General features: G+C 48.0%; 22 protein-coding genes and 1 other RNA gene. 10 read left to right on the top strand and 13 right to left on the bottom strand.

What is annotated here, in order from left to right; all coding sequences use genetic code 11:
• Positions 1 to 9: 9 nt before the first annotated feature.
• Entirely contained in the window at positions 10 to 642 is a 633-nt protein-coding gene (acrR, locus tag HA49_RS14405) for a multidrug efflux transporter transcriptional repressor AcrR (protein ID WP_038018748.1), read from the bottom strand.
• A gap of 172 nt (positions 643 to 814) precedes the next feature.
• Here acrR and HA49_RS14400 point away from each other — a divergent pair, with 172 nt between their 5' ends.
• The 6 genes from HA49_RS14400 (at position 815) to HA49_RS14370 (ending at position 7,446) form a co-directional block, all read left to right on the top strand.
• Entirely contained in the window at positions 815 to 1,993 is a 1,179-nt protein-coding gene (locus tag HA49_RS14400) for an efflux RND transporter periplasmic adaptor subunit (RefSeq protein ID WP_038018745.1), read from the top strand.
• Between the two features lie 40 nt (positions 1,994 to 2,033).
• Positions 2,034 to 5,180 carry an efflux RND transporter permease subunit gene (locus HA49_RS14395; RefSeq protein WP_038018742.1) on the top strand — a complete coding sequence of 1,049 codons (3,147 nt, stop codon included), beginning with the start codon at positions 2,034 to 2,036 and terminating at the stop codon, positions 5,178 to 5,180.
• A gap of 167 nt (positions 5,181 to 5,347) precedes the next feature.
• A complete protein-coding gene (locus HA49_RS14390; RefSeq protein WP_038018739.1) occupies positions 5,348 to 5,611 on the top strand; it encodes a type B 50S ribosomal protein L31 in 264 nt (87 codons plus the stop codon).
• A gap of 2 nt (positions 5,612 to 5,613) precedes the next feature.
• A complete protein-coding gene (gene ykgO / locus HA49_RS14385; RefSeq protein ID WP_046791843.1) occupies positions 5,614 to 5,754 on the top strand; it encodes a type B 50S ribosomal protein L36 in 141 nt (46 codons plus the stop codon).
• A 1,075-nt stretch (positions 5,755 to 6,829) separates the two neighbouring features.
• Positions 6,830 to 7,210 (top strand): Hha toxicity modulator TomB, encoded by a 381-nt coding sequence (gene tomB, locus HA49_RS14375; RefSeq protein WP_038018735.1) that lies wholly within the window; start codon positions 6,830 to 6,832, stop codon positions 7,208 to 7,210.
• Between the two features lie 17 nt (positions 7,211 to 7,227).
• Positions 7,228 to 7,446, top strand: a complete 219-nt coding sequence (locus HA49_RS14370) for an HHA domain-containing protein (RefSeq protein WP_038018732.1) — start codon at positions 7,228 to 7,230, stop codon at positions 7,444 to 7,446.
• 363 nt (positions 7,447 to 7,809) lie between these two features.
• Here HA49_RS14370 and ffs read toward each other — a convergent pair.
• An RNA gene (gene ffs / locus HA49_RS20955) (signal recognition particle sRNA small type) lies at positions 7,810 to 7,906 on the bottom strand.
• Between the two features lie 155 nt (positions 7,907 to 8,061).
• Here ffs and HA49_RS14365 point away from each other — a divergent pair.
• Complete coding sequence (locus HA49_RS14365) at positions 8,062 to 8,379, top strand: MGMT family protein (protein ID WP_084706431.1); 318 nt, start codon at positions 8,062 to 8,064, stop codon at positions 8,377 to 8,379.
• A 23-nt stretch (positions 8,380 to 8,402) separates the two neighbouring features.
• Here HA49_RS14365 and HA49_RS14360 read toward each other — a convergent pair whose 3' ends face one another.
• Positions 8,403 to 8,897, bottom strand: coding sequence for a YbaY family lipoprotein (locus tag HA49_RS14360; RefSeq protein WP_038018726.1), 495 nt, complete (start codon positions 8,895 to 8,897; stop codon positions 8,403 to 8,405).
• Positions 8,898 to 9,088: 191 nt separating this feature from the next.
• Between HA49_RS14360 and tesB the strand changes: the two genes are divergently transcribed.
• Complete coding sequence (tesB, locus tag HA49_RS14355) at positions 9,089 to 9,952, top strand: acyl-CoA thioesterase II (RefSeq protein WP_038018723.1); 864 nt, start codon at positions 9,089 to 9,091, stop codon at positions 9,950 to 9,952.
• Between the two features lie 285 nt (positions 9,953 to 10,237).
• Here the strand turns inward: tesB and amtB are convergent, their stop codons facing one another.
• The 5 genes from amtB to HA49_RS14330 form a co-directional block, all read right to left on the bottom strand.
• Positions 10,238 to 11,524 carry an ammonium transporter AmtB gene (gene amtB / locus HA49_RS14350; RefSeq protein WP_038018720.1) on the bottom strand — a complete coding sequence of 429 codons (1,287 nt, stop codon included), beginning with the start codon at positions 11,522 to 11,524 and terminating at the stop codon, positions 10,238 to 10,240.
• A gap of 32 nt (positions 11,525 to 11,556) precedes the next feature.
• The gene (glnK, locus tag HA49_RS14345) at positions 11,557 to 11,895 is read right to left on the bottom strand and encodes a P-II family nitrogen regulator (protein WP_038018716.1); all 339 of its coding nucleotides are present in this window, start codon (positions 11,893 to 11,895) and stop codon (positions 11,557 to 11,559) included.
• A gap of 237 nt (positions 11,896 to 12,132) precedes the next feature.
• A complete protein-coding gene (locus HA49_RS14340) occupies positions 12,133 to 13,923 on the bottom strand; it encodes a SmdB family multidrug efflux ABC transporter permease/ATP-binding protein (protein WP_038018713.1) in 1,791 nt (596 codons plus the stop codon).
• A complete protein-coding gene (locus tag HA49_RS14335) occupies positions 13,924 to 15,699 on the bottom strand; it encodes a SmdA family multidrug ABC transporter permease/ATP-binding protein (protein ID WP_038018709.1) in 1,776 nt (591 codons plus the stop codon).
• Positions 15,700 to 15,721: 22 nt separating this feature from the next.
• Positions 15,722 to 16,183: an Lrp/AsnC family transcriptional regulator gene (locus tag HA49_RS14330; RefSeq protein WP_038018707.1), complete on the bottom strand. Its 462-nt coding sequence runs from the start codon at positions 16,181 to 16,183 to the stop codon at positions 15,722 to 15,724.
• 118 nt (positions 16,184 to 16,301) lie between these two features.
• On the opposite strand from HA49_RS14330, the gene HA49_RS14325 reads away from it, so the two are divergent.
• Both HA49_RS14325 and queC read left to right on the top strand, forming a co-directional pair.
• Positions 16,302 to 17,339 carry a PLP-dependent cysteine synthase family protein gene (locus tag HA49_RS14325; protein ID WP_038018704.1) on the top strand — a complete coding sequence of 346 codons (1,038 nt, stop codon included), beginning with the start codon at positions 16,302 to 16,304 and terminating at the stop codon, positions 17,337 to 17,339.
• A gap of 98 nt (positions 17,340 to 17,437) precedes the next feature.
• On the top strand, positions 17,438 to 18,133 hold the full coding sequence (gene queC, locus HA49_RS14320; protein WP_038018701.1) for a 7-cyano-7-deazaguanine synthase QueC: 696 nt from the start codon (positions 17,438 to 17,440) through the stop codon (positions 18,131 to 18,133).
• 46 nt (positions 18,134 to 18,179) lie between these two features.
• On the opposite strand, the gene HA49_RS14315 is transcribed toward queC, so the two are convergent.
• The 5 genes from HA49_RS14315 to lon form a co-directional block, all read right to left on the bottom strand.
• A complete protein-coding gene (locus HA49_RS14315) occupies positions 18,180 to 18,584 on the bottom strand; it encodes an acyl-CoA thioesterase (protein WP_038018699.1) in 405 nt (134 codons plus the stop codon).
• Positions 18,585 to 18,681: 97 nt separating this feature from the next.
• Complete coding sequence (locus HA49_RS14310; protein WP_038018696.1) at positions 18,682 to 19,014, bottom strand: ComEA family DNA-binding protein; 333 nt, start codon at positions 19,012 to 19,014, stop codon at positions 18,682 to 18,684.
• 137 nt (positions 19,015 to 19,151) lie between these two features.
• The gene (ppiD, locus tag HA49_RS14305) at positions 19,152 to 21,023 is read right to left on the bottom strand and encodes a peptidylprolyl isomerase (protein ID WP_038018693.1); all 1,872 of its coding nucleotides are present in this window, start codon (positions 21,021 to 21,023) and stop codon (positions 19,152 to 19,154) included.
• A gap of 239 nt (positions 21,024 to 21,262) precedes the next feature.
• A complete protein-coding gene (gene hupB, locus HA49_RS14300) occupies positions 21,263 to 21,535 on the bottom strand; it encodes a nucleoid-associated protein HU-beta (RefSeq protein WP_038018691.1) in 273 nt (90 codons plus the stop codon).
• Positions 21,536 to 21,724: 189 nt separating this feature from the next.
• On the bottom strand, positions 21,725 to 24,079 hold the full coding sequence (gene lon / locus HA49_RS14295; RefSeq protein WP_038018688.1) for an endopeptidase La: 2,355 nt from the start codon (positions 24,077 to 24,079) through the stop codon (positions 21,725 to 21,727).
• Between the last annotated feature and the right edge of the window lie 142 nt (positions 24,080 to 24,221).

The following is a 24,221-nucleotide window of genomic DNA, read 5'->3' as shown; positions in this document are numbered from 1 at the left end:
GTCTGCAGGCTATTTTTGCAGTGCCGGACTCAGACGAAGCATATCAATAAAAGCTTCAACTAAATCAGGTGCTTCTTTTTCTAAGTTGAAACTTGCAGGAGTAAATAACCAGTTTTCCATCAAACCGCTGATATAACTGCGCATTATTATGGCAGCCTGGCGGGTGTTGAGATTAGGGGGAAGCTGCCCTTGGCATATACAGTTATGTAAAGAAGCTTCAATTTTGGGATAACATTCAAGTAAAAGGCTTTGCTGGATTTTTTGAAATGTTTCCATTTCTCCGACAAACTCACATTTATGGAATATAATTTCCATCAATGCCCGACGTGAGCGGTCTGTCACAGTCGATTGCAACAATGTAACAAGCAGTGCTTTCATCTGAGCCAGCGGGTCGTCCGGATACTGAATCTGATATTTATGTTCCAGTTCATCCAGATGTGCATCGCATTGCAGCCAGATCTCATTAAGAATGTCGATTTTATTTTTGAAGTGCCAGTAAATCGCTCCACGTGTAACGCCAGCCCGGGTTGCAATATCTGACAACGAGGTGGAAGACACCCCGTCGGTGGAAAAGCAGTGGATCGCGGCATCCATAATCTGATTTCGCGTTTCCAGTGCCTGCTCTTTAGTTTTTCGTGCCATATAAAGTCTGTTTTTATGGGGTTAGAGTGTATATGCCCTGCCATCCGGCATATACCGATTTACATACATTCATGTATATATGTACGATAGCATGGATTGTATTTTTGCACAGCTACAGGTCACGACCTTTGGGACAGTAGCGAGTTAAATTCCGGATATTAGAGGTTTATTTATGAAAAAAAACAGAGGATTATCACCTCTGGCGGCCATCCTGATGTTATCCGGGAGCGTGGCTCTTACCGGGTGTGACAATAATAAGACACAGGCATCCGGACAGCAGCAGGCTCCGCAGGTTGGTGTGGTGACTCTGCACACCGCCCCGCTAAAAATCATCACCGAATTACCCGGACGTACATCAGCCTACCGGGTGGCAGAAGTCCGGCCACAGGTTTCCGGAATCATTCTCAAGCGGAACTTTGTTGAAGGGAGTGACATCAAAGCAGGTGAGTCCTTATATCAGATTGATCCTGCTACCTATCAGGCTGCTTATGATAGTGCGCTGGGCGATTTAGCCAGGGCACAAGCTAATGCACGCATCGCGGAATTAACAGTGCGTCGTTATAAACCACTGATGGGTACTAAATATATCAGTCAGCAGGATTATGATACCGCCGTAGCGACCGCCGCGCAGGATAACGCAGCCGTTCAGTCGGCCAAAGCCAGTGTAGAAACCGCCAGAATTAATCTGGCCTATACCAAGGTGAGTTCACCTATCTCCGGGCGTATTGGCAAATCATCCGTCACTGAAGGTGCACTGGTACAAAGTGCACAGACTACTGCTTTAGCCACTGTTCAGCAGTTAGATCCGCTGTATGTCGATGTGACTCAATCCAGCGATGATTTCCTGCGACTGAAGTCTGAAATGGCGTCTGGAAAACTACAGCAGGTCAATGGTAAAGCACAGGTTGCTGTAGTGCTGGATAACGGTTCTACCTTCAGCCATACCGGAACCCTGGAGTTCTCAGACGTGACGGTTGATGAGACCACCGGCTCCATCACTCTGCGGGCGATTGTCCCGAATCCTGACCATACGCTGCTCCCCGGAATGTTCGTGCGTGCACGGCTGGATGAGGGAACTAACCCTAATGCCTTACTGGTGCCACAACAAGCCATTACCCGCACCCCGACCGGGCAGGCCACCGCTATGGTTGTCGGTGCAGACAATAAAGTTGAAGTTCGGACGGTAACCGCTGAACAGGCCATTGGGGATAAATGGCTGGTGACTAAAGGGCTGAGTGATGGCGATAAAGTCATTACTGTCGGGCTGCAACGCGCGAAACCGGGCGCTCAGGTAACCCCTGAAGAAGTGAAACCTGATGCAGAGAGTCAGGCAGACAGTAATGCACAGTAATTATCAGAAAAACCTTCGTAATAACAGGAGCCACTGATCCATGGCTAAGTTCTTTATCGATCGCCCGATTTTTGCATGGGTACTCGCCATCATCGTGATGCTGGCGGGAGCGTTGTCGATTCTGAACCTTCCGATTGAGCAATACCCTGCGGTTGCTCCTCCGGCGGTACAGATTCAGGCAACCTATCCGGGCGCTGATGCAAAAACGCTTCAGGATTCCGTCACCCAGGTCATAGAACAAAATATGAACGGGATTGATGGTTTACTGTATATGTCTTCCAGTAGTGACTCTTCCGGGACACTGCAGTTAACACTGACCTTTGCGGCCGGTACTAACGCCGATATCGCTCAGGTTCAGGTGCAAAACAAACTGCAACTGGCAACACCATTGTTACCCCAGGAAGTTCAGCAACAAGGGATCAGTGTTAAAAAATCCTCCAGCAGCTTCCTGATGGTGGCGGGTTTCGTCAGTGATGACGGCAGCATGGACCAGAATGATATCGCTGACTATGTCGCCTCGAATATTAAAGATCCCATCAGCCGTACCCTGGGCGTAGGTGATACCCAGTTGTTCGGTGCCCAGTACGCGATGCGTATCTGGATGGATCCTGCCAAACTGAATAATTACCAGCTCACCCCGGTGGATGTGATTGCTGCAATTAAAGCACAGAACGCCCAGGTGGCTGCCGGTCAGTTAGGGGGTTCACCTCCGGCACCGGGCCAGCAGTTAAACGCATCCATCATTGCTCAGACCCGTCTGACCTCGCCGGATGAATTTAAGAAAATCCTGCTGAAAGTGAATCCGGATGGCTCTCAGGTCACTCTGGGTGATGTCGCTACTGTGGCTCTGGGCGGTGAAAACTATGAAGTGATTGCCCGTTATAACGGAAAACCTGCCGCAGGTCTGGGGATCAAACTCGCCACAGGGGCGAATGCCCTGGATACTGCCGCTGCAGTGAAGGCGGAGCTGACTAAACTACAACCTTTCTTCCCACATGGGCTGAAAGTCGTTTATCCGTATGACACCACTCCGTTTGTCAAAATCTCTATTTTCGAAGTAGTTAAAACACTGTTCGAAGCGATTGTGCTGGTGTTCCTGGTGATGTATCTGTTCCTGCAGAATTTCCGTGCCACACTGATTCCGACCATTGCGGTGCCGGTGGTGTTGCTGGGAACTTTTGCCATACTGGATGCTTTCGGTTATTCGATAAACACCCTGACGATGTTCGGGCTGATACTGGCTATCGGTCTGTTGGTGGATGATGCCATCGTGGTGGTAGAAAACGTCGAACGTGTCATGGTGGAGGAAAATCTACCGCCAAAAGAAGCCACTAAACGTTCTATGGAACAGATTCAGGGCGCACTGGTCGGGATAGCCCTGGTATTGTCCGCAGTATTTATCCCCATGGCCTTCTTTGGTGGGTCTACCGGGGTTATTTATCGTCAGTTCTCTATAACTATCGTTTCGGCGATGGGGCTGTCGGTTCTGGTGGCATTAATTCTGACACCGGCACTGTGTTCAACCATTCTGAAACCGATTAAGCCGGGCGATCATGCCAAAGATAAGGGTTTCTTTGGCTGGTTTAACCGGATTTTCGATAAGAGTACTAACCACTACGTCAACAGTGTCAGTCACATTATCCGTCGTACCGGACGCTATCTGGTGATTTACCTGGTTATCGTAGTGGGGATGGTGTGGCTGTTTGCCAAACTGCCTACCTCATTCTTACCGGATGAAGATCAGGGTCTGTTACTGGCACAGGCACAGCTGCCTGCCGGCGCTACCCAACAGCGTACCCAGAAGGTAATGGACCAGATTACGGATTACTTCCTGACCAAAGAAAAAGACAACGTTCAGTCTGTGTTTACGGTAAACGGCTTTGGTTTCTCGGGGCGTGGACAGAACACCGGTATTGCATTCGTCAGTCTGAAACCTTGGGATGAACGTTCTGGCAGTAATAACAAAGTACCGGCAATTGCCGGAAGGGCTATGGCCGCATTAGGTCAGATTAAAGATGCCTTTGTTATTCCGTTTAACCTGCCGGCAATTATTGAGTTAGGTAATGCCACTGGTTTTGACTTCGAGCTGATTGATCAGGGTAACCTTGGCCATGAGAAATTGCTTGCAGCCCGTAACCAGTTACTGGGAATGGCTGCGCAGCATCCTGATGTGCTGGTTGGCGTTCGCCCTAATGGCATGGAAGATACACCTCAGTACAAACTGATCATCGATCAGGAAAAAGCTAACGCGCTGGGCGTGTCTATTTCAGACATCAATACCACCATCGGCGCCAGCTGGGGCGGTAGTTACGTTAACGACTTCATCGACCGCGGTCGTGTGAAGAAAGTTTATGTGATGGGCAAAGCTGTGGATCGTATGTTGCCAAGCGATATTAACAAATGGTATGTCCGCAACAGCAGCGGAACGATGGTGCCTTTCTCGGCATTCTCTTCGGCAAAATGGCAATACGGTTCACCACGTCTTGAACGTTATAACGGTTTACCGTCAATGGAGATTCTTGGGCAACCTGCACCAGGCAGAAGCTCCGGGGAAGCGATGGCGCTGATGGAACAACTGGCGTCTAAACTTCCGGCGGGTATCGGCTATGAATGGACAGGCATGTCTTACCAGGAACGAATGTCAGGAAACCAGGCACCTGCGTTATATGCCATTTCGCTGATTGTGGTATTCCTGTGTCTGGCGGCTCTGTATGAAAGCTGGTCAATTCCGTTCTCGGTTATGCTGGTGGTTCCACTGGGTATTATCGGTGCGTTACTGTTTACCACCCTGCGAGGCCTGAGTAATGACGTTTACTTCGTCGTTGGTCTGTTAACCACCATCGGACTCTCTGCGAAAAACGCCATACTGATTGTCGAGTTTGCCAAAGACCTGATGGACAAAGAAGGCAAAGGTTTAGTGGAATCTACGCTGGAAGCTGTCCGTATGCGTCTGCGACCGATTCTGATGACCTCACTGGCCTTTATTCTTGGGGTACTGCCTCTGGCTATCAGTACCGGTGCAGGTTCCGGCTCGCAAAATGCTGTGGGTACCGGGGTTATCGGTGGCATGGTAACGGCAACCTGTCTGGCTATATTCCTGGTGCCGGTATTCTTTGTGGTAGTACGTCGCCGGTTTGGAAAGACTAAAACCACCGATGAAAATACTGCTCATGTTGAGCACAAATAGTCTGTAACAATATAATCAATGCAGAGGCTGCCCTGGCAGCCTCTTTTTTTATCTTAATTTCAATCAGTTCATTCCTCACCCTACAAACAACCTCTTTATCCCCTTGCCTAAAACGTTTACTAACGCCATAATATGGATATGTTATAACATAACGATTCAGAGGCATTATGAAACCGGATATCCATCCTTACTACCGTCCTGTGGTATTTCACGATACGACAGCAAATGAATATTTCAAAGTAGGATCAACGATCAAAACTGACAGGACTATTGATTACCAGGGAGAAACCTTCCCGTATGTCACGTTAGACGTTTCTTCTGTGTCTCACAGTTTTTATACCGGTAAACAGAAAACCATCGCTAAGGACAGCAGTGCGGCCAGGTTCCAGCAACGTTATGGCCGTTTTCTGGGTAATAAAACAGGAGAATAGTCATGCAGGTACTTAGCTCCCTTAAATCTGCAAAACAACGTCACCCTGACTGTAAGCTGGTTCGCCGCCACGGAAGGGTATACGTTATCTGTAAATCTAATCCTCGTTTTAAAGCAGTTCAGGGCAGTAAAAAGAAACGATAAACCCAATAAAGCGGCCCTGCTTTCAGGACCGCTTTTATCACGATTAAAACATCACCTTCCCTCGTGATAGCAAGCCCCCACAATGACAACATTCAAAAACACTTAAACTACCGGCCTCTCAGGTAAAGACAACTCCATGCAGCAATAAATTTATCCGGGCCGCCTGCAACGTCACCAGGATATCCTTCCTTAACACTATCCACCTGCCAATACCACAGGAAATGTGCGTTATCCATCGCCAACATCATTAATACGACAAAATGCCCCGGCAACTGAATGCCGGTAAAATGGGGTATCACAATCGGAGTTAAAAGAGGCGTGATTAACGGGGAGATAGCCCTCCCCTGTACATGCAACATTGCGGGTCATAAACACTTACCCGGGGGACGTAAATCGTTGTCAGAGGCAACAAGCCCGCCTCTTCTGCCAGAATCAAAGGCCGAACAGGAAAACAGAGTCACGGACTGATTATCAGAGATTCACGAAATATTATAACATCACGTACCAAAGCACTCAGGGAGTAAACGAAAGCAACTAAGTGTTTCCGGATATCTGGCCTTTGGCTATTACAGGTACAGATTAATCTCTGAATGCAGTTATTTTGTGCTATCCGGCAGTAAAAGCAGCCGCGATAAATCCCACTTTAATCAATCCTTTATGATTATTAAAAGGTGCTTTTTAAGAAAATTCTTTATTGATAGATTCAATCTATAGATGATAGTTTGCCTGTAGGTTCAAATCAGGTCCATACTGTAACCAGTTCTTTTAATCATACCCGCACGGTTATTGATGATTGTTTAGCCCGGTGTTATACCTGTTAATCACGGGTATTTAAATATGCCCCTGAGACAAACTATCGGGAATAAAAATTCGGCTGGCCAGTTAAACTATTTTGTTCATCCGGGGTCAGAATTTACATACCTGATCATTTGTGTTGTGGAATGGTTAATTTTCAAAATTCCCTGCGATGAAATGCCAGCCCCGACAGTTAACCAACATTAGTTATTGAGAATCTTCCGTAGCTTTCTATTTTCGCTGAATTTATCTTCAGCCGGGTTTATGAGAGGTGGAAAAGATGGATGAATACTCACCTAAAAGGTATGATGTAGCGCAGTTGAAGTTTCTGTGTGAAAATCTGTTTGATGAAAGTATTGCTATCCTCAACGTGCAGCAAGCCTGCTGGATAAATGATCCTGCTTCATCAGAAAACCTGCAACTACATGAGTTGATTGAACACATTGCAGCTTTCAGTATTCTCTATAAATTAAAACATAGTGAAGACGAACAACTGATTAAACAGGTTGATAAATATCTTGACGACACATTTACATTATTTAGCGGTTATACTGTAAATAAACAAGATTTCAGTTTTTGGAAAACTTCGTCAAACCAGCTATTTAGATTATTTTTTGAAGCCAGTCCCTGCGAGACAAATGGACACAGCTTCATACATTAGCCAGGAGTGGTTTTAATATGAGCAACCCTACATTAACTAAAACAGATTATCTGATGCGCCTCAGACGCTGCCGGTCAATTGATACCCTCGAACGGGTAATTGAGAAGAATAAATATGAATTATCTGACGAGGATTTGGTGGTTTTTTATTCAGCCGCCGATCACCGTCTGGCTGAACTGACAATGAATAAATTGTATGACAAAGTTCCTGCAACCGTGTGGAAGTATGTTAGGTAACAATACTGCATTTATATTTTTGTAATTAAACAGATTATTTGCCTGAAACTTTCAGCGCTCCGGACAATTGAAATCTGAATCAATGATACCTGCGGGGGTTTACTATTTCCCGCAGAGAGATATTGCCTGTCTCAGGCCCTGTTAATCCCCTTCGGCATGGTTATTAATTCTGCCTGTACGAGTCTGCTGCTTTGCGGAAGGAAAGCTGTTTCCCTAAAAATACTGTTGAAAACAGGGAATATATACCTGCCGGGGCTATGGTTTTCCCATGCCGGAACTCAGGTGTAGTATTAGGGTGCAGGATGAAGCGCTAAGAAAAACAGATACCCGGGAAGTGGCTCTAAGGAATCAATTGGGTGGGGCCTCTGCCAGCGACATCCCGGCACATGCGTTACCTGCTGCGGCTGCTTCCTTCCGGATCTGACCGGGTTCACAAGTTAGCATTGCGGGAGAACCAGCAGAGTCCCCATTGAAAAGCTCTGATCTCTCAAAGCGCAGGCATTATCAGTGATGGTGAGGTTAATTGCAAGCCTGTGACGGTTGACCGTTGTTTTCTTGAACACTCCTCACCTCTATAATTATCTGAAAGTCCGGTAAGCAACGTCAGGGTTGAAGATGAAAGTAGAATTAAATTTTCGGGAACGAGTATGGATGATTGTCGCAGCAATCCCTTACGGTCAGGTAACTACCTACGGTGATGTCGCGCGACTGGCAGGCAATTCCAAAGCCGCCAGACAGGTCGGTGGTATACTGAGTAAATTACCCGAGGGATCGTCCCTGCCCTGGTATCGGGTGGTCAACAGAATGGGGAGAATTTCATTGCAGGGAGAAAGTCTTTTACGTCAGCGCAATGCTCTGTTGGCAGAGAATATAGAAATTGGCCCTCAGCACACAATCTCTCTGGCTAAATATCGCTGGTCAGGCGCTGAATGATTGCCTGACCAGTTTTCCATGGATTAAGGTGCAACGGGTGCACTTGCTGGCGCCGCGACCGGAACCGCCACCTGTGGAACAGCCACCAGCATCAGATCTTTACGCTGTGTGATACCTGCAGTCACTGGCTGCAATGATTCTGAGGCGAAAACAACCCGCCCATCCAATGTAATGGCCGCACTTAACAGGACCTGACCCTGAGGATTCACATCCCTGCCGTTAAATGGAAGTTTGTAGTGAAGAGGCGCCTGTTGACCGGAAATCTTCTGAACTTTCTGCGCGATAACCCGGGTAGGCCCCGTACCGTTTGAAGCGTCTGACAAAGTAACCGTCAGTACCGCATTTTCAGGTAATGCGATACGCTGGCGAACAAACACCGCTCCGGATATTACGGGTTGCGCTACATTAGCACTGATACCAGGTGCTTTAAGAGCCCCTGCGGGTACGTCAGTTTTATCGGCACATGCACTAACCGATAATGCTATAACTAACCCACTGATAATATGCATAGATTTCATTGATGTCGTCTCCTTATGAACAGAATGAATAACGGTGTTCTATAGTTACTCAATAGTGTTTTTTTCCACCGCCATGTGATAATTCTGGCAGAATGCCGGGTTTCTTCCTGTTTATTAATGCCAAACCGGCTGAACTGACAAAATATAAGAAAATTCCTGGTTAATCATCCATTGATCACTCTGAGGTAACTATGAGTCAGGCATTAGAGAAATTACTCGATTTATTGCAACCAGAACAACTGGATAGCCGGCTTTTTCGCGCTGATTGTGAAGAACTGGGATTACCCCAGGTATTCGGGGGACAGGTTGTTGGTCAGGCGATGTGTGCAGCACAGCAAACCACGGACAGTGATCGTCACATTCACTCATTTCATAGCTATTTTCTAAGACCGGGTGACAGTCGTCAGTCGATTATTTATGACGTTGAAATACTGCGCGACGGCAGGAGCCTCAGTGCACGCCGTGTTAAAGCCATACAAAACGGAGTTCCGATCTTCTTTATGACAGCTTCATTTCAGGCTGCCGCAGAAGGTTTTGAACATCAGACCTCAATGCCAGAAATTCGAGGACCGGAAGGATTGCCGAATGAACAACAGTTGGCCGCTCAGTTGTTTGATAAAATCCCGGAAAAATTACGTCCGTTAATGAGCGCTGAACGCCCTCTTGAATTCCGCCCGGTACAACTTCATAACCCGTTGCAAGGTCATATCAGTGAACCTCTCCGCCAGGTCTGGATCAGGGCAAACGGCAAACTCCCCGATAATCAAACTCTGCATCAATATCTGCTGGGTTATGCTTCTGATTTCAATTTCCTGCCGGTTGCCTTGCAACCTCATGGCAAAGGTTTTCTTGAACCAGAGATGCAGGTCGCCACTATCGATCATTCAATGTGGTTTCATCGTCCAGTTAATCTTAATGAATGGCTGCTCTACAGTGTGAATAGCCCTTCCGCCTCCGGAAGCCGCGGTTTTGTACGGGGAGAATTTTACAGTCAGGGAGGACAGTTGCTGGCTTCTGCTGTACAGGAAGGTGTCATCCGGTTACGAAATAAGTAAACCAGTCCTCCCGAAAGGGTGTCTGAACCCGAAGGCCTGGCTATATGGCCGGGCTTTATATCACCTCCGCTGATCAGTCCACAAAAGCTTCCGGCAACCGGAATGCCGCGGAATAATAAGCTCATTGAGGCGCTTTATCTCACAACAATAAGTTGTGATGCATGCCGCAACATCTGAAGATGTAACACCGGGCCCGTGGATAAAATCAAGCCGAATCGGAGACGAAAAAAAAGGGCGATGATCGCCCTTTTTATATACCGGCCTCAGGCCGTTAATCGGTTTAACTTACTGGTTGTAAGCATTCTCACCATGGCTGTTAACATCCAGACCTTCACGTTCCTGATCTTCAGGAGCACGCAGTCCGACGGCCATATCAGCCACTTTAAAGCTAATGAAAGCCACTACACCAGACCAGACGATAGTTACGATGCAGCTCAGAATCTGCACCCACACCTGATGGCCCATGGTGACACCTTCTGCATAGCCTACACCACCCAGAGAAGAGGATGCGAATACACCCGTCAGGATACAACCCACGATCCCACACACGCCGTGCACACCGAATACATCACAAGGGTCATCAACCCGCAGGAAGCGTTTCAGTGAAGTGACCCCCCACATGCCGGCCAGACCCGCAACCAGACCAATGATCAGTGCACCGCCGACTCCCACGTAGCCACAAGCCGGAGTAATTGCTACCAGACCAGCAATGAAGCCTGAACAGGCACCCAGCAGAGAAGGTTTACCACGTAATACCCACTCACCAAATACCCAGGACAATACCGCTCCCGCAGTCGCCACCACAGTATTCAGGAAGGCCAGAGCAGCAATTTCATTTGCAGATGCAGCAGAACCGGCATTAAAACCAAACCAACCGATATACAGAATAGCAGTACCAATAAATACCATCGGCAGATTGTGTGGTTTAAAGGCTTCTTTACCAAAACCAGCACGTTTGCCCAGCATGTAGGCACCGACCAGCGCGGCAACCGCAGCATTAATATGCACCACAGTACCACCGGCGAAATCCAGAGCACCATCTTTAGCCAACAGGCCATTGCCCCATACCATGTGTGCAATTGGGAAGTAAGAGAGCGTTACCCAGATAATAGTGAAAATCAGTACCGCAGAAAAACGTACACGCTCAGCCAGGCCACCCAGTACCAGTCCGACAGTGATACAGGCAAACGAAGCCTGGAATGCCACGTGGATGTACTGATAGATGGTGCCCATGACTGCTTTCAGTTCGATACCTTTCAGCATCACCCAACCAAAGCCACCAAAATAATTGTTACCGTCACTGAAAGTCAGAGAGTAACCATAAATTACCCATATCACCGCAACCAGTGAGAAGGTCACCGCAACCTGAGTTAGCATTGACAGGACGTTCTTACCACGGATAAGACCGCCGTAAAACAGAGCGATGCCCGGTACAGACATAAACAGTACCAGAGCAGTACAAATCATCATAAATCCATTATCGGCCTGATCTGCTACCGCAGGAGCAGCAAATGCGAGTGATGGCGAAAGTGCCGCACCCGCCAGAGCCAGTTTCGTCAGAAGTTTATTCATTTTTTCCCTTCCCTCAACAATCAAAGGCTAAATTAAAGCGCAGCTTCGTCAGTTTCACCGGTACGGATACGAATGACCCGTTGCAGTTCTGAAACGAAAATTTTCCCATCACCAATTTTGCCGGTATACGCGGCTTTACTAATAATATCAACAACTTCATCAAGCTGATCATCTGCTATCGCAATATCAATTTTTACTTTTGGTAAAAAGTTAACACTGTATTCAGCTCCGCGATAAAGTTCTGCGTGACCTTTCTGACGACCAAAACCTTTGACTTCAGTAACGGTCAATCCCTGAATACCTACTGAAGATAATGCTTCACGCACGTCTTCTAACTTAAATGGCTTGATAACCACGGTCACCAGTTTCATATCACTCCCTCCGGGTATTGAAATTATAAGTTGCACTGAACCTGCACTATCAGAAGCAAACACCATGCCATTTATTTTCTTAATCTAAAGTTAAGCGAAAGCGCGAAATTCGCGGCTGGTTCGCCAGTCACGACAGGAGAGTCGGGAGAGAAATAAAAAACAGTCGCAGAAATGCACCATATTGGTGCCACTGGCATCAACGTAGTGCATTCATCGGAGTCGTCTGATTAAAATGTACTAATTAAGTGCATCATCGGCCTGAAGGGAGGGTACTGTGCTGTGTGATAGTTCATGGCCAGCACGCTGCAACTGATACATTTGCCGGTAACGCCCGTCTATTGAGAGCAACTGCTCATGAGTACCACTTTCTGTAATCTCTCCCCGGTCAAGAACCAATATATTATCAGCGCTGGTAATGGTTGATAACCGGTGAGCAATAACCACCAGCGTCGTTTTGTGACGTAACTCTGCCAGTACCTGTTGCAATGCCAGTTCGGTACCGGAATCTATACTTGCCGTAGCTTCATCAAGAATCAGCAACACAGGCACATCGACCAGGATACGAGCCAAAGCCAGTAATTGTTTTTGCCCGGCCGATAAACTGCTGCCTTGTTCGCCCAAAAAGGTGTGAATACCCTGTGGTAAACTTTCTACCCAGCCTGACAGTCTTACCTGATGTAGCGCAGCCAGTACGCTTTCTTCACTAATATCTCTGCCCAGCCGGATGTTCTGTAGCAGTGTGTCGGCCAGTACGGTCGGGTCTTGCTGAACCATACCGATGCCTTTACGTAACACCTGATGGCTCATTTCTCCCACCGGCCGCCCGTCAATGGTTATCTGCCCTCGCTCTGTCGGGTAATACCCCATCAGCAAGCTGGCAAGGGTACTTTTACCACTCCCCGTATGGCCCACTAACGCCAGAAAGCCCCCTTCTTCGGCCTGGCAGTGAATATTTTTCAAAACATCACGGCCAGGCTGATAGGCAAACGACAGATGACTGACCATCAGCCTGCCGGAGCGGAGCGGTTGATTATCATGACCGTAATGCTGCGCCGGAGCATCCATTAGTTCAAAAATACGTTCCGCGGAAACCACCGCTTGTTGCAGCAACGACTGGCGGGTAGTCAGCTCGATCAGGGGTTCTTCGATTCTTCCCAGATAAGCGATAAAGGCATACAGCACCCCAACTTCAAAATGTCCCGGCGCTGCCAGGCAAAACACTAAAACCAGCATCGCCAGGATCACCGCAGTAAACAGATTTAACAGAGGTCGCAGCAAAAATGCATCCAGCCGAAGAATTTTCATTCTGGCCTGATAATGTTTTTCATTATGTTGTTTAAGCTGCTGAGCAAAATGTTTCTGACGACGGAATTGCTGCACCACCGTCATTCCATTGATCACTTCATTCAGACTGTTATTAATATCTGCCAGATAAGTTCTGACCTGCCTGGCAATCCCGGTGCTGCGCTTTTGGTAGACAATCATCACTCCCAGAACCAGCGGAAAAATACAGAGGGCAATCAGCGCCATCTGCCAGTTCAGTGCAAACATCGCCACCAGCATGGCGATAATCAGTGTTGCACTACGCATCACGCTGGCGACAACCGTGATGTACAGGTCCCTCACCACTTCGCTGTCATTGGTGACCCTGGAGACCAGTTGTCCTACCGGCTGAGTATCAAACGCTTTCAGTGGCTGACGTAATGCTGCATCCATAACATCACAACGCAGTTTCTGTACCACCCCAATAGCGGCCTCGTTGAATAACAACGACTGGCGGTAATTAAATAAGGCAGCCAAAATCTGGAGTAACAAAAACCCGGCTCCTACAGCTAATACGGGGCCCCACTGCCATTGTTCAGCACTGATAAAATGGTCGATAAAATAACTGATTAACGCAGGTCCCGCTACCTGTGCCGCCGCCGCCAGTACCAACAGCAACACTGCAGTAATCAACTGTTTCTTCCACGGCATGCCGTAAACCAGCAACCGTTTCAGCGTTTTATTAAAAGAAACCGGTTGAGACACTCAAACCTCCTGAAGTGGTTCGCAGGCCGGAGCCGCGGGGGTGGTGAGAGATGCTTCAATTTTCTGATACTGAGACATCTCCCGATACCAACCCGGATCTTTTTCTAACTGCAGATGTGAACCACGCTGGACAATTTTTCCATCCTGCAAAACGACAATCTCATCCGCCATCGCCAACGCAGAAAGCCGGTGGGCGGTAATGATCACTGTACGCTGCCCGAGCCATTGACGAAGATTAGACAATATCTGGTGTTCAGTCCCACCATCTACCGCCGATAATGCATCGTCCAGGATCAGTATTTCCGCATCCATTAACAGTGCTCTGGCCAATGAAATGCGCTGTTTTTGCCCACCAGACAACATCACTCCACGTTCCCCAACCTGGGTATGGTATCCGTCGCGCAACCGCCGGATATCCTGATCCACACAGGCTATCTTAGCCGCCTGTTCAATCTGCTGCGGGTCGGCATGAGGATTTCCCAAAGCGATATTATTCGCAATGGTATCAGAGAACAGAAACGGTTCCTGGCTGACGACCGCCAGTCTTTGGCGCCAGTCATCCAGTTTCCAGTAGGGAAGAGGCTTCGACTGATAGATCACTTCACCGTCAGTAATATCAAAATGACGTTGAATCAGCGCCAGCAGGGTCGATTTCCCACTGCCGGTCGGACCACAAATTCCGAGAATATCTCCACGAGCCAACTGAATACTGACCTGTTGCAGGGCCGGAATATCACTCTGCGGGTAACAGAAGCGTCGAATATCTATCTGTATATCACTTCGCCCTTCTGGTAACTGATGTTGCCCGTCAACAATAGTCGGGGCCAGAGAGAGTAGTGCCTCAATCCTTATCCAGGCAGCACTGCCCCGTTCAACAATATTAAACATCCAGGCCAGAGCCAGCATTGGCCAAATCATTAATCCCAGATACATGACAAAGCTGGTCAGTTGGCCCAGGGTGAGTTGTTGGTGCCAGACCATCCAGCCTCCGCCAGCAATTGCCAAAAAATTAGAACAGGCAACCGCCAGGTAAATGACCGGTTCAAATAATGAATCCACTCTTGCGACACGCAAGTTATCGATGCTGGTCTGTTCAGAGGTGTTAAGAAACTGAGCTGAGCGAAAGTCTTCCAGACCAAAAGATTTAATCATTCTGATACTGGTTAAACTTTCCTGCGCCTGATCATTAAGTGACGAAAAGGCAGCCTGGGCATCACGGAATCGCTGATGAAGTTGCTTTCCACAGCGGTTAATAATCCACGCCATCAGAGGCATGGGAAGTAAGGCCGTCAGGGTGAGCTGCCAGCTAATTTGTGTACTCATGACCACCAGTACCGCCAGTCCCATCACCAGCGAATCAATCAATGTCAGAACACCTTCACCGGCAGCAAATACCACGCGGTCAACATCATTGGTGGCTCTGACCAGCAGGTCGCCGGTCCGGTGCTTCAGGTAAAACTCCGGGCTCTGTTGACTCAACTGGCGGTAGTATTTTTCGCGTAAAACAACGGCCAGCCGGTAGGCCGCACCGAACAGTAATACCCGCCAGGCATAACGAAGCAAATAGGTGACCAGAGCAATTGCCAGTATAGCTGTAATCCATCCCACCAACTGACGGTGAGACAAGTCATGGTGAGTAACCCCGTCAACAATAATCCCAACCAGTTTCGGTGGGAGTAATTGAAGTAAAGCAACAACGATCAGCAGGCTGACAGCGCCACTATACCTTCGCCATTCTGTAGCAAAATATTCGCGCAACTGACTAAATAACAGCACAGAGAAATCTCATTATTAGGGGTTATACGTTCAGTGGAATGGCAGTGGTATTTTTTATTTCTTCCATCGCAAAACTGGAAGTGATTTCCGTTAATCCGGAAATACCTTCTACCAGCTTTTTATAAAGCGCATCATAGGCCTTCATATCAGCCACCTGAATGCGCAGCAGGTAATCATATTCTCCTGACATCCTGAAGCATCCCATGACCTGGGGCAGGTCATCAATCAGTGCCGCAAAACTCTGGTACCACTGTTTGCTGTGCTGATGTGTTTTAATAAACATAAACGCTGTCAGGGTTAACCCCAGTTTTTCTGCATCCAGTAACGTCACCCGCCCACGGATAATCCCGTTATCTTCAAGCTTTTTCAGCCGTTTCCAGCAAGGGGTCGATGTCAGATTGACTGAATCCGCCAGTGCCTGCAGTGACAAAGTACTGTCCTTCTGCAATAGCGACAGAAGTTTACGGTCTGTTTTATCTATCATTCCACCCTCTCAGGAGAATATTTTTCTCTTAGGATGCCATAATAACGGATATTTAATCAGTTTATTTTCCGCAGGGTGCTTTATGCTGTTTTTTTGCTACTGACAGGAGATATTTGTAATGGCCGACCAATGGGTTCGCGATGCAATCAATGAAATTAATGCAGACTTTCGCCGTTCAGCGGATACCCATTTGATTCGTTTTACCCTGCGCGAATTTCCCGGCATCCGTTTTTATCTTAAAGACGAAAGTACTCATCCGAGCGGTAGTCTGAAGCATCGTCTGGCACGCTCACTTTTCCTCTATGGACTGAGCAACGGTTGGATAACCCGCCACACTACGGTGATAGAATCTTCTTCCGGTAGTACCGCAGTCTCGGAAGCTTATTTTGCCCGTTTGCTCGGTCTGCCTTTCATTGCGGTAATGCCGGTGGCAACCACCCGAAGAAAAATAGAACAGATCAACTTCTATGGTGGTCAATGCCATTTTACTGCAACGTCTGCAATGATTTACCAGCAGTCAGCCCTGCTGGCAAAAGAATCAGGCGGACATTATATGGATCAGTTTACCTATGCCGAGAGAGCGACTGACTGGCGGGGTAATAACAATATTGCTGACAGCATCTTCCGGCAAATGCAGGATGAGCCCTGCCCCGTTCCCGCCAGCATAATCATGAGTGCCGGTACCGGCGGGACCACCGCAACCCTGGGTCGCTATATCCGCTATCGCGGATATGAGACGGAGTTAATGGTCACCGACCCTGACAATTCCGTCTTTTATGATTACTGGCAGCAGGGCGATAAAACCCTTACCTGTCCGACGGGTAGCCGGATAGAAGGCATTGGCCGCCCGCGTGTGGAACCCTCTTTTTTACCCGATGTGGTCGATAGAATGTTAAAAGTCCCTGATGGAGCTTCACTGGCGGCAATGTACTCGCTGGAAAAAATACTTGGCCGGCGGGTCGGAGCTTCCACAGGAACCAATTTTTATGGAATGATTCATGCAGCCAGAGAGATGAAAGCACGCGGACAACAAGGTGCGCTGGTTTCACTGATCTGTGACAGTGGTGAACGCTATCCTGACACTTACTATAACTCGCAATGGGTATCCGAAAATATTGGCGATATTGCCCCGTGGCAGGCAGAGCTGGATTTCTGAAAATTTCATCAATACCCCCGGAATCCTGTGCCACGTAATTTTGTCCTTTTAGCTGCCAGGCGTTAACATACCGCTGAATGTTGACAGGAATAAAGATAATGAAAAGTGCAGTAGTTGTTTTTAGTGGTGGCCAGGACTCAACCACCTGCCTGATACAGGCCCTTAACCAGTATGATGAAGTGCACTGCGTCACTTTTGATTATGGCCAGCGCCATCGTCAGGAAATCGAGGTTGCCCGTAAATTAAGCCAGCAATTAGGCGCACGTGCACACAAAGTACTGGATGTCACACTGCTGAATGAACTGGCAATCAGTAGCCTGACCCGTGATAACATCCCGGTACCGGCCTATGATCCTGACGGTAATGGTTTGCCAAGCACCTTTGTCCCGGGCAGAAATATTCTGTTCCTGACGCTGGCTTCAATTTATGCTTATCAGGTAAATGCTGAAGCGGTGATCACCGGGGTGTGTGAAACAGATTTCTCCGGTTATCCGGATTGCCGGGACGATTTCGTTAAAGCACTTAATACCGCCGTTCAGCTGGGTATGGCGCGGGACGTCCGTTTTGAAACTCCATTAATGTGGCTGAACAAAGCCGAAACCTGGGCATTGGCCGATTACTGGCAACAACTGCCTTTGATTCGAAACTCAACTCTGACCTGCTATAACGGCGTACAGGGCGACGGATGCGGCGAATGTGCAGCCTGCCATCTGCGGGCCAAAGGATTGGCAGAATATCAGCAATCCCCAAAGGCAATCATGAATGCTATGAAAAGTAAAACCGGCCTGAGTTAACAGTGGTCCAGAGCAACATAATAGCGTTGCTCTGGATGTTCTTTCCTTAGGCTTGTTGATTGATCCTCTCCAGAAAAGTTTTTATTTCTCCGCTCACCGGTACGCTTTTCTGCTGTTTTAAATCCAGACAGACAAAGGTAATACGAGCATCAGCCACCAGAGTACCCTCGCCGCTATGAGTCACCTTTTGTTCCATCACTGCACTCCTTTCTGAAATTTCCGCCATCTGGCAGGTCACTTCCAGACAATCCCCTAGTTTTGCGGCCCGCCGGTAATTAATATTGATATTCACCGCGATAAATCCCAGATGTTGTTGGATTAACCAGTCTGCAACACCACTTCTGTCCAGCCATTCCCAGCGCGCTTCTTCCAGAAACTCCAGGTAACGGGCATTATTCACATGCTGATAAACATCCAGATGATAACCGCGAACTTTAATCAATGTGGTCATGAGCGACACTCTCCGGTAGCAGTAACTGGTATGACCACTACATTCTGGCAAATTCCGCTCACTACCACCTGAACAAGACACAAATATGAGATTCAATTCACAATTTCAGCCGTGAAAGATTTCTTTCAACCAACGCTCTGCCAAAACCCGGGACTTCAGCCAGCTGTTCCAACGAGGTGAACGGGCCATATTGTTCCCGGTATTCAACAATTGAACGAGCTTTCTTCAGACCTACACCGTTCATGGCCCCGGCCAGCATTTCTGCGGTGCCCTGATTGATACTCACTTTCTCTGACACCCGGGGTACAGCAGTGGGCTGACTGAGCTCTGTCGGGAGAGCCTCATTTGCTGAGGCTTCAAATGGTAGCAGACCGCTGGTGACCAGTAATAAAAGTGTCAGACGTAAAGTGTATGAGATTCCCGATTGCATAGTTAATTCTCCCTGATTGAATTCAGGAGCAGCATGACAGAGATTTGTCGGGGAAGATTCAGGAAGTGATTAAAAAGCAGAAAGGCTGCACAAGGCAGCCTTTCTGATTACAACATTACAGTTTTATCTGAGGAACGTTACTGAACCTGTTGCGCAGCAGCGCCATATTTAATTTTGGCGTTCTGCCGCAGGTTCTGCAGTAAGGCTGCAAATGCCAGCTGAGCATTGTTCTGTGCCACGCCGGTTTTCATCGAATTCACCTGAGCTGGTGGTAAGGTTCCTTCGCTGACTTTATCCAGTGACAGAATAACAATATTGCCCTGACCATCTTCACCGATACCGTAGGAAGGCTTGCCTGCCTGCGGTTTAGGTAACTCATAAACAGTTTCTGTGACAGCATTCGGGCTGTTACGTTGCAGAGTTTCCGTCGTACCAAATTTCAGGCCTGCTGCATCAAAATCAGTGGTTTTACCCTGTTTCAGCTGCGCCACCAGTGTGTTTGCCTGATTACGAGCCTGTTGCAACGCTTTATCATGCTTAATGGCAGCGGTAATCTGATCTTTAACCTCCGCCAGCGGCTTGGTGGACTCCGGTTTATGATCGCTGATACGCAGTACAAATGCCCTGTCACCATCAACGGTGATAATGTCGGAGTTATTGCCTGGTGTACCATTGCTTCCCAACAAGGTCCCGCCCAGTATCACCTGTTTGACCTGGTCAAAATTCAGATCTGCTGGTAATGAATCGCGGGTAAACCAAGGCGTTTCAACCGCTTTGACTCCGGCTGCGCTTTCCGCACCCGCCAGGGAAGCGTTATTGTTGCTGGCAGCATCACTGACCTTCTGTTGCAGTTTATAGAAATCGCTGACCGCAGCATCCTGTTCAGCGCTTTGTGCAACGGTCGCGTAAACATCAGACAGTGGTTTAACCTGTTGAGGCTGAATATCATCCAGACGTGCAATCAGAAAACCTACAGAGCTCTTGATCACACCAGACAGTTGGCCTTTCGTGGTCAGTCCGGCATTTTTCAGTTCGTCAGGAAGTGTTTCAGGTTCCAGCCAGCCCATATCCCCCCCCTTACGGGCTGAAATAGGGTCGATAGATTTTGTTTTTGCCAGGGTAGCAAAATCAGCCCCTTGTTTCAGCTGTGCCAGTATCGCATTGGCATCCGCCTCAGTTTTCACCTGAATCACGCTGTAACGGGTACGTTGCGGGGTGGTATAGTCGCTTTTATGGCTGTCATACCAGGCCTGCACCTGTTGCTGCGTTGGGGTTTTTTGCAGGCTGGCAGCGTCCAGCTTAATATAGCTGACACGGAATTGCTCTGGCGCCAGGAAGCTGTCTTTATGCTGCTGGTAATAGCTGTTGATTTCATCATCAGACACGGTCTGTTTCGCAGCCAGAGCATCAGTATTAATCACAGCTTCACGAATATCGCGGTTCTGGGCTAACAGGCTGACCAGTTGTTGAGTTTCATAAGGCAGCATGAAATCAGTATTGCTGACGCCATTGACCAGTTGACCAGTACTCAGGCTTTTACGCAACGCTGCAGCGTATTGATCCGGGGTGAATCCCATATTACTCAGCAGGCTGGTAAAACGGGCATTATCAAAATGACCATTAGTCTGGAAAGGCTGCTGAGAGAAAATATCTTCTTTAATCTGATCGTTAGTGACATCCAGCCCCAACGATTTTACATACTGTCGCAGTAGCTCCTGATCGATCAGATCAGACATCGCCTGCTGACGCATTTGCTGAATAAAGCTGTCAGTCCCTGCCAGTTGTGAATACTGCGCACCTAACTGTTGTTGCTGACGGGCACGTTCATTACTGAATGCATTTTGCAGATCTGCACTGCTGATAGTGACACCGTTGACTTTGGCAGCATAATCATTATTACCACCAATCAAATAGTTACCCACGCCGGTCAGCACGAATGAAACAATGATCAGTCCCAGTATAATCTTCAGCACGATGTGGCTAGAGGCCGTGCGTAAATTGTCCATCATGGTATGGCAACACTCCGCTGTAGTATAAATATGACGCTTTACCGTCGCCGTTCAACTCAAAAACCAGTCAGACTACAATGCTGATGATTTCCGTTCGTGTCTGGTGATGTAACGTCTTAAATTTGCCGCCGGACGGCATAAAAAAAGGCACATCACCATGATGTGCCTGTATGTTACATGAGAACGAGTGTACAGTCCTCAATCCATCAAAGAAAATCCTTTCAGATGGTTAAATACTATTAATTAACAGAGTCTTTCAGTGCTTTACCGGCACGAAAACCAGGGACTTTACCTGCCGGGATAGTGATTTCTTTTCCGGTCTGTGGGTTGCGGCCGGTACGCTCAGCACGTTCACGCACTGAGAAAGTACCAAAACCAACTAAAGCAACCTCATCACCCTCTTTCAGTGAATCCGTCACTGCACCCATAAATGCATCTAAAACACGTCCGGCTGCTGCTTTCGAAATATCCGCGCTCGCAGCAATTTTGTCGATCAACTGTGATTTATTCACTCTATCATCCCCTTTTATTTTTTCACTTTATCGACAGAACGCTCTGCAGACAAAGAACAGCCTGTTATAGCAAGCATCCCGGGTATACACAACGGTATTACTCTGAATTTCTGCCAATGCTATATCAGAAGAAACAAAGGAGTCATTGCGCGGTTTCCCGACAGCAATGACCTTCCCTGTACGATACGCTTATTTTGCTGCTACCACTTCAAAGCCTTCCGGAGCGTTTTCCAACGCCAGTTTCAGGACTTCTTCAATACGTTTTACCGGATAAATTTTCAGATCAGCAATCACGTTATCGGGAATCTCTTCCAGGTCACGTTTATTTTCATCCGGGATCAGTACTGTTTTGATACCGCCACGATGGGCTGCCAGTAATTTCTCTTTCAGGCCACCAATCGGCAGTACCTGACCGCGCAGAGTAATTTCTCCGGTCATCGCCACATCTGCCCTGACAGGATTACCGGTTAAGGCTGATACCAGTGCGGTACACATCGCTATGCCTGCACTCGGCCCATCTTTTGGCGTTGCACCTTCTGGCACATGCACGTGAATATCGCGTTTTTCGTAGAAGTCGCTGTTAATGCCCAGCTTATCTGCTCTGGCGCGTACCACAGTCATCGCCGCCTGAATAGATTCCTGCATCACTTCACCCAGTGAACCGGTATAGGTCAGTTTGCCTTTCCCGGGAACGCTGGCTGTCTCGATGGTCAGCAGATCACCCCCGACTTCGGTCCAGGCCAGGCCGGTAACTTCACCAATCCGGTTCTGGTCATCAGCACGGCCATAATCAAACCGTTGTACCCCGAGGTAATCTTTCAGATTGTCACCGGTGATAGCAATGTGCTTTTTCTTTTTATCCAACAACAGTGCTTTGACTGCTTTACGACACAGCTTCGACAGTTCACGTTCCAGGCTACGTACCCCGGCTTCCCGGGTATAGTAACGAATAATTCCCATCAGCGCAGTGTCATCAACCGTAATCTCTTTTGGCTTCAGTGCATTGCGTTCGATTTGTTTCGGAAGCAGATGACGCTTAGCAATATTCAGTTTTTCATCTTCGGTATAACCCGACAAACGAATCACTTCCATACGATCCAGTAACGGTGCAGGAATATTCATCGAGTTAGAGGTGGCGACAAACATCACATCGGAGAGATCATAATCGACTTCCAGATAGTGATCGTTAAACGCGATATTCTGCTCAGGATCCAGCACTTCCAGCAATGCTGATGCCGGGTCACCACGCATATCCGAAGACATCTTGTCAATTTCGTCCAGCAGGAACAACGGGTTCTTCACGCCAACTTTAGCCATCTTCTGGATAAGCTTACCAGGCATAGAACCGATATAAGTCCGGCGGTGACCTCTGATTTCAGCCTCATCACGCACGCCACCTAACGCCATACGAACGTACTGACGTCCGGTCGCTTTGGCGATTGACTGCCCCAGAGAAGTTTTACCCACACCAGGAGGTCCTACCAGGCACAGGATTGGCCCTTTAATCTTGTTAACACGACTCTGAACCGCTAAATATTCCAGAATACGGTCTTTAACTCTGTCCAGCCCGTAATGGTCGGTATCCAGCGTTTCCTGGGCTTTAGTCAGGTCTTTTTTCACCTTACTACGACTGTTCCATGGCACCTGCACCATCCAGTCGATATAACCACGGACTACGGTGGCTTCCGCCGACATTGGCGACATCATTTTCAGCTTTTGCAGTTCGGCTTCGGTTTTTTCTTTCGCCTCTTTTGGCATTTTAGCCGCTTCAATTTTCTGCTTCAGCGCTTCAAATTCGTCAGGAGCATCATCCATTTCGCCGAGTTCTTTCTGAATGGCCTTCATCTGCTCATTCAGATAATACTCACGCTGACTCTTCTCCATCTGCTTTTTGACACGATTACGAATCCGCTTTTCAACCTGCAATAAGTCGATTTCAGATTCCATCATGGCCATCAGATATTCAAGACGCTCATTGATGTCTGTCATTTCCAGCACAGACTGCTTATCAGCCAGCTTCAGTGGCATATGCGCAGCAATGGTGTCGGCCAGACGTGCGGCATCATCAATATTATTCAGTGATGTCAGCACCTCTGGAGGAATTTTTTTATTTAGCTTGATGTAGCCTTCAAACTGGTTAACCGCTGTACGCACCAGCACTTCCTGCTCACGCTCTTCAATTTCAGCAGAGGAGAGATACTCAGCGCGGGCGACAAAATGTTCACCGTTATCCGCAAGGGTGTCTATGCGCGCACGCTGCAAGCCTTCCACCAGTACTTTGACAGTACCGTCAGGAAGTTTCAGCATCTGCAACACGGAAGCAACTGTACCGACAGAAAAAAGATCATTCACACCAGGCTCATCGGTTGATGCTTCTTTTTGAGCAACCAGCAGGATCTTCTTATCGTTGTCCATTGCTGCTTCCAGACAGCGAATCGACTTTTCGCGTCCGACAAACAACGGAATAACCATGTGCGGATAAACCACCACATCGCGTAACGGCAATACGGGGATTTCAATGCGTTCGGAACGCTCAGAATTCATAGAGCTCTCTCTTAGTTTAATTTCCGCCAGGTGATGGGCTCAGCCACCCTTTTTCACAGCCAGGGTACTTCAGGCCCAAAGGTTATTGAGTATATGGGGATGATGACACGACATTCAATGTCATAAATGCGAGAAAAAATAA

Origin of the sequence: Tatumella morbirosei, from assembly GCF_000757425.2 — a bacterium.
Taxonomy (GTDB): domain Bacteria; phylum Pseudomonadota; class Gammaproteobacteria; order Enterobacterales; family Enterobacteriaceae; genus Tatumella; species Tatumella morbirosei.
This window is presented reverse-complemented; position numbering and strand designations above follow the sequence as displayed.